Source organism: Streptomyces sp. NPDC029296 (assembly GCF_055569255.1).
This window is the reverse complement of record NZ_JBVHXT010000120.1, coordinates 1-1,214: the sequence shown is the minus strand read 5'-3', so window position 1 is coordinate 1,214 and position 1,214 is coordinate 1. Positions and strand designations below refer to the sequence as shown.

Genomic DNA, 1,214 nt, shown 5'->3' with positions numbered 1-1,214 from the left:
GTGGTGGAAGTGGAGGTTGCGCAGGCGCTGGAGCGCGGGGTGGCGGCGGCGGATGGTGTTCAGGCGGGTGATGAGCGGGGCGATGCTGCGGCCCTCGCGCTCGGCGGTCTCCCAGTCGCGGGGCCTGAGCTGGTACTTCTCCGAGTCGAGGTACTCCTCACCGCCTTCGCGCAGGGGGGTGTTCTCGCACAGTTCGTAGCCGGAGTAGATGCCCCAGGCGGGGGAGAGGGTCGCGGCGAGCACGGCCCGGACCTCGAAGGCGGGGCGCCCGCCGTGCTGGAGGTAGGCGTGCAGGATGTCGGGGGTGTTGGGGAAGAGGTTCGGCCGCATGTAGGCCGCCGCCTCGCCCGTCAGCTCGCTCAGGTACTCCGTCAGCTCCTGCTTGCTGTTGCGCCAGGTGAAGTACGTGTAGGACTGCTGGAAGCCGATCTGGGCCAGGGTGTGCATCATCGCCGGGCGGGTGAACGCCTCCGCCAGGAAGATCACGTCCGGGTCGCGGCGGTTGATCTCGGCGATGACCCGCTCCCAGAAGACGACCGGTTTGGTGTGCGGGTTGTCGACGCGGAAGATGCGCACGCCGTGGTCCATCCAGTGGCGCAGGATCCGTACGCTCTCGGCGACCAGGCCGTCCATGTCGGCGTCGAAGGCGAGGGGGTAGATGTCCTGGTACTTCTTCGGCGGGTTCTCGGCGTAGGCGATGGAGCCGTCGGGGCGGTGGTGGAACCAGTCGGGGTGCTTCTCCACCCAGGGGTGGTCCGGCGAGCACTGGAGCGCGAAGTCGAGTGCCACTTCCAGGCCGAGCCGTGCGGCTTCGGCGACGAAGAAGTCGAAGTCCTCAAGGGTGCCCAGGCCGGGGTGGACGGCGTCGTGGCCGCCTTCGGGCGAGCCGATGGCCCAGGGCACGCCGACGTCGTCGGGGGCGGCGGTGAGGGAGTTGTTGGGGCCTTTGCGGAAGGTGGTGCCGATGGGGTGGACGGGCGGGAGGTAGACGACGTCGAAGCCCATCTTGGCGATGGGTCCCAGCCGGCGGGCGGCGGTGCGGAAGGTGCCGTGGGGGTGTTCGGCGGTGCCCTCGGAGCGGGGGAAGAACTCGTACCAGGAGCCGTACAGGGCACGTTCGCGTTCCACGAGCAGGGGCATCGCGTCGGAGGCGGTGACCAGTTCCCGCAGCGGATACCGGGCGAGCACCTCCTCCACCTCCGGGGCGAGGGCCG

At 69.8% G+C, this 1,214-nt stretch carries 1 pseudogene; it reads right to left on the bottom strand.

The features are described from left to right. Nucleotides 1-1,214 (bottom strand): annotated as a pseudogene (locus tag ACZ4W9_RS40310) (alpha-1,4-glucan--maltose-1-phosphate maltosyltransferase); the annotation flags it as partial.